3 protein-coding genes are annotated in these 4209 nt (G+C 42.0%); all 3 read right to left on the bottom strand.

Annotation, left to right across the window (positions count from 1 at the left end; all coding sequences use genetic code 11):
* Positions 1–163: 163 nt before the first annotated feature.
* Positions 164–988: a hypothetical protein gene (locus tag D9603_RS19735; protein WP_128732594.1), complete on the bottom strand. Its 825-nt coding sequence runs from the start codon at positions 986–988 to the stop codon at positions 164–166.
* A gap of 292 nt (positions 989–1280) precedes the next feature.
* Entirely contained in the window at positions 1281–3248 is a 1968-nt protein-coding gene (locus D9603_RS19730; RefSeq protein WP_128732593.1) for a TonB-dependent receptor, read from the bottom strand.
* 296 nt (positions 3249–3544) lie between these two features.
* Positions 3545–3895: a hypothetical protein gene (locus D9603_RS19725; protein ID WP_128732592.1), complete on the bottom strand. Its 351-nt coding sequence runs from the start codon at positions 3893–3895 to the stop codon at positions 3545–3547.
* Positions 3896–4209: the final 314 nt, after the last annotated feature.

The raw sequence follows: 4209 nt of genomic DNA, 5'->3' as shown, positions 1-4209 counted from the left end.
TTGCCTGGTTATCGACAAGATTCTCTCGCCTCAAAATAGATCACTTAATTAAGCGAATTGGTATTAATCAACTAAAATAGCTATGGTTAACAGCGTAATATCGCTTTAGCTAAAAGTTAAGCCACGTTCAGCGTATTTATAATGTACGCGAGTATGCGATACGTTACAGGTTTCTTAACTGGTCGATAACGGCTTGGATCTTATCAAACTTTGTTTGTTTGTATTCCAGCTCAGCTTGTGCTTTTCTACTCTCCCAATAAGCATGGTCTTCAGGGTACTGAGGTTCAACCACATAAGACGCTAGGTGATTACCGTACGGGTCTCTTAGCCAGCATCTATATTCAACCGCTTGATCATAAGGGTCTGGGTCGTCACAGCCTGATCTAAGTGGGAGATCGGCTTGTTTTTTCTGTGCGAGCATTGTGCTGAGTTGGTTGGCTAAATTTCTTGCTGCGGTCACGACGGTAGACTTAGGTACCAGCCCTGCTAAGTGACGCTCAGTATATATTGCAACGACTACAGATGCAGCTAGCGCGTAGGTATCAGCAAGGTAGAAAAAGTCATCATTATAGCGACTGTTAAGTGCTCTGTGGTTAATTAAATCATTGGCTTTAATTAACAGACCACCTAATAACACTGGATCTTCACCCTTGTATTTTACGGTATCTCCATAATGTTTTAAGCTTGCCTCTACACTGCGAAACTCTGCAATAAAGTCATACTCAGCATCACGAACAATTTCCTTTCTAACTCTATCTTGTATCGCTTGTAGGCTTTCTTCGCTAAGCATTACGTATTGCGGGCCACCAGAGCCAAATACAGCGTCGGCAAGTAAAGAGCCAAAACCATTTAATAGTTTGCTTTTTACTTTATCTAAGATCTGTTCGCCGATTGTTGCTGTTTTTTCTTCTTGTTCGGTGGCACCAACAGAAAATGTTGCACTGCATAGCGTTAGACTGACTATTGCGGCGATTGAACTAAGTTTCATTAAAATAATCCTTATTAATACATACAGTTATCAACTAACCTGAGATCTGGATAACTATCCCGTGGCGCGCTTTTGATACGTGAAGCTATGCTCAAAGCGTGCTAGCTAAATGGGGCGAATAGAACCTATAACGGCTTAGCGCTCTTTTATCCAGCCTCAGGTTAACTACGTAAACTCAGTCATTGACTTAATATATTATTTTTAAAGTAATGAATTAACATTGGCTTTTGTTTTTAAGTTAATTAAAAATGACTAAGTTTAGATAGTTTACTCTATTTTTGTTAAGGGATCATTAAAGTCCAAATTTTATTCGTATACCAGCGTTGACGGTAAATCCATCATTGCGTGACCAAATGTCAGTTGTCCAGCGGCCACTTGGCGCTTGTGCAGTTAACAGCAGCGGTTCCTCTTTAGTTTGCCTTACATTGAGTAAATTTTCTGCGTTCAGAAAATAGCTAATATTTCCCACTGTAATTTGCCCAAGTAGACCGAGATGCCAATAGGCATCGCTTTTGGTTCGGTATGGGTTGTTTTCAAGGTGTTGTGTGCCCGTGTAGTAAGCTTCAAAACCCAATAAGTGGCTGCCATGTTTCTCCCACATGATAACTGCACCAGCGGTGTGTGTTGGGGTTAAATAAAGTGGTACACGAGAGGCATCAAACATGCTGTTTTTAGTAGCATCTGTGTATAAATAGCTTCCTGTGAATTTGATATCATGCCAACGATAACGCAGTAGTAACTCTGCGCCCCGTATTTCGCTCTGGCCACTCGTATTTATTAAGCGAACCTGTTGCTGCTGTGAAGGCGTATTCGAATTAACAACTTCTAGCGCCGTGACATTTTCAACGTCAGAGGAAAATAAAGTAATGCTGCTCTCAAATTTATCAGTGACATAACTGAGGTCAATAGAGGCAGTTGTTGCTTCCTCCTCCTCAAGATCGGTGATGGGCATAAGGCGTGACAAGCCCGTATCTTCGATGTCTTCAATAAAAGGTGTTGGGGCAAAAAAACCTTGTCCGTAAGAGCCTCGAATAATCCAATGTTCCGGGTTGTATAATACCGAAATACGCGGGCTAAACTGAGTGCCGAATTCATTATGCCAATCCGTACGCGCGCTCAATGACACAGCAAGATCTTCACTTGCTTCATAATCTACCTGTGAAAATAATCCCGGTACCTGATAGCGATAATTAAAAGTTGAAAAGTCCTGTGAATCAAAGCTATCTTCTTGATATGCCATACCAATAAGCCATGCAATATGGTCGTTATACCCGGATACGCTAGACTCAATTAAGTAGCTTTCATGGGTGTCATTTTCTTCAACGATACCATAAATGTGATCATGCTCTTGGTGCATCATCGAGCCTCGTAGGTTTAGGCTCAGTGTTTGTGCTAGTGGCTTATCAAAGATAAAGCCAGCGTCTATGCTTTGTGAGTCCTGACTTTGAACAAAGGGGTTACCATCAGCTAGTGTTGCTCCTTCTCGAGTACCGCCTTCACGATTTTCTGTCATTGCGCCAAGCGTAAAATACAAGCTTTCTCCATCTTCACCTTCCCAATATAGGCGAGGGCGAACTGTTGCACGTTCATATCCTGCCATATCAAGCCAGCCATCATCATCTAAATCCTGTTGAGCTTGATGGTGTATCCCAGCAGTTAATGACATGCTTGTGGTGTCATGAATAGGTGCTGCGAAGTACGAAGTGATGTCTTGACCACTTTTTGATGTAGCATTGAGTAATACTTCTCCTTCAAATTCATCTGAAGGAGTACGAGAGATCAAATTAATCACTCCACCAAGTGCGGAGCCACCATAAAGCGAGGAGGCTGAGCCTTTGATGATTTCAACGTTGGCTAAATCAGTGGGCGGGATTTGCAATAACCCAATTGAAGCTGTTTGCCCGCCATAGAGTGGCAATCCATCACTCAATAACTGGGTGTATCTACCATATAAACTTTGTAGACGGATATTGGCGCTGCCAAGGGCTGGGGAGGTATTTTGCACTCGCACTCCGCCTGTTTCGGCAACTAACATGGAAATATTACCCGGACGCATTAGGGCTTTTTCTTGGATTTCTTCACCATTTATAATCTCTGTTCTTGTTGCTGACTCGGTTACGATCCGTCCTAAGCGTGATGCCGTTACTTGAATCTTTTCAATTTTATTGTCGTCATGCTCATGGTGATGCTGTTCTCCAGCATGAGATATAGATGGAGCTAATAGGATGGCGAGTGCCACTTTAGAGTATGTATATCGCATTTTTACCTCTAATAATACAAAGCGTTGGGTGTGACACCAACGTTCAGCAATGTCTACTTCATTTGAATAGCAATACCAAGCACTCAAGCTGTAAAGTTCAGTTGCAACATATTTTGCTTTTATACCAACTTGCTTTATTAAGTCTAATTGGTATTACTCACTCAAGTTGAGCAAGTATTAAGACAAAGTGGTATAACAACGCATGCTGTGTCCGTTGCACACTGACGGCTACGCACATTGGTATTATTTTGTATTGGTTGTAGTTAGCCTACGGGATATAAAACCTGAGGTTCAGGCTATAGCGGTATCAATAGAGAAGGTAAAATAGGTGGTCGTTCAAGGGGCGGCACATGCCGTCCGGTGTACCGATGCGTCAGACCAATATCTAGGTCATGAGTATGTAATCGATATGGAACGTTGAGCCGAAGTGTGATGAAAACAAATGTAGTACATGCGTTGTCTGGACAAATGCAGTCATTTTCACAGCACTGTGTATCACAACAGTCATCGGTATCTGTGGACAGGTTACCATCGCTCAATACTACAGTTTGATGCTCGGCTGCTTCTATGATTGAAGCTGAAACCTTGCTGCCTACAAAGTCAAAAGCCATGGTTTGGCCAACAAGGGCAACCAATAACGTTATCATTAAAACTAGCTTTGACAATGGGTTATACATAACTATCTGCAACAAAAATGGCCTCGGTATTGTAAGAGCTTTTACGTGATAAGTGAAGTCTTTGGGTGTCTATGTGTTATTTGCACATCGCTAACACGCTATTTCAAGCACAAAAGGCGGGAGTTATACCATATATGGACTCTCTCCGATTACAAGATAGTAATTGATAGAATTTCAAAGTTCATTGCTGCCATATATTCGGCTTTTTAATGAGCGGATTTATCCGCTCTAGCCCTGATGGATATCCGCCTCTATTCCCTTATAACAGCCCTTGGTATTATCAG

The sequence above is a fragment of the Pseudoalteromonas sp. PS5 genome, assembly GCF_004103255.1.
GTDB classification, from domain to species: Bacteria; Pseudomonadota; Gammaproteobacteria; order Enterobacterales; family Alteromonadaceae; genus Pseudoalteromonas; species Pseudoalteromonas peptidolytica.
This window is presented reverse-complemented; position numbering and strand designations above follow the sequence as displayed.

What these genes read in the sequence shown, in the direction of transcription:
- D9603_RS19730 (WP_128732593.1), bottom strand. Translation starts at nt 3,248, where the DNA reads ATGCGATATACATACTCTAAAGTGGCACTCGCCATCCTATTAGCTCCA.
- D9603_RS19735 (WP_128732594.1), bottom strand. Translation starts at nt 988, where the DNA reads ATGAAACTTAGTTCAATCGCCGCAATAGTCAGTCTAACGCTATGCAGT.
- D9603_RS19725 (WP_128732592.1), bottom strand. Translation starts at nt 3,895, where the DNA reads ATGATAACGTTATTGGTTGCCCTTGTTGGCCAAACCATGGCTTTTGAC.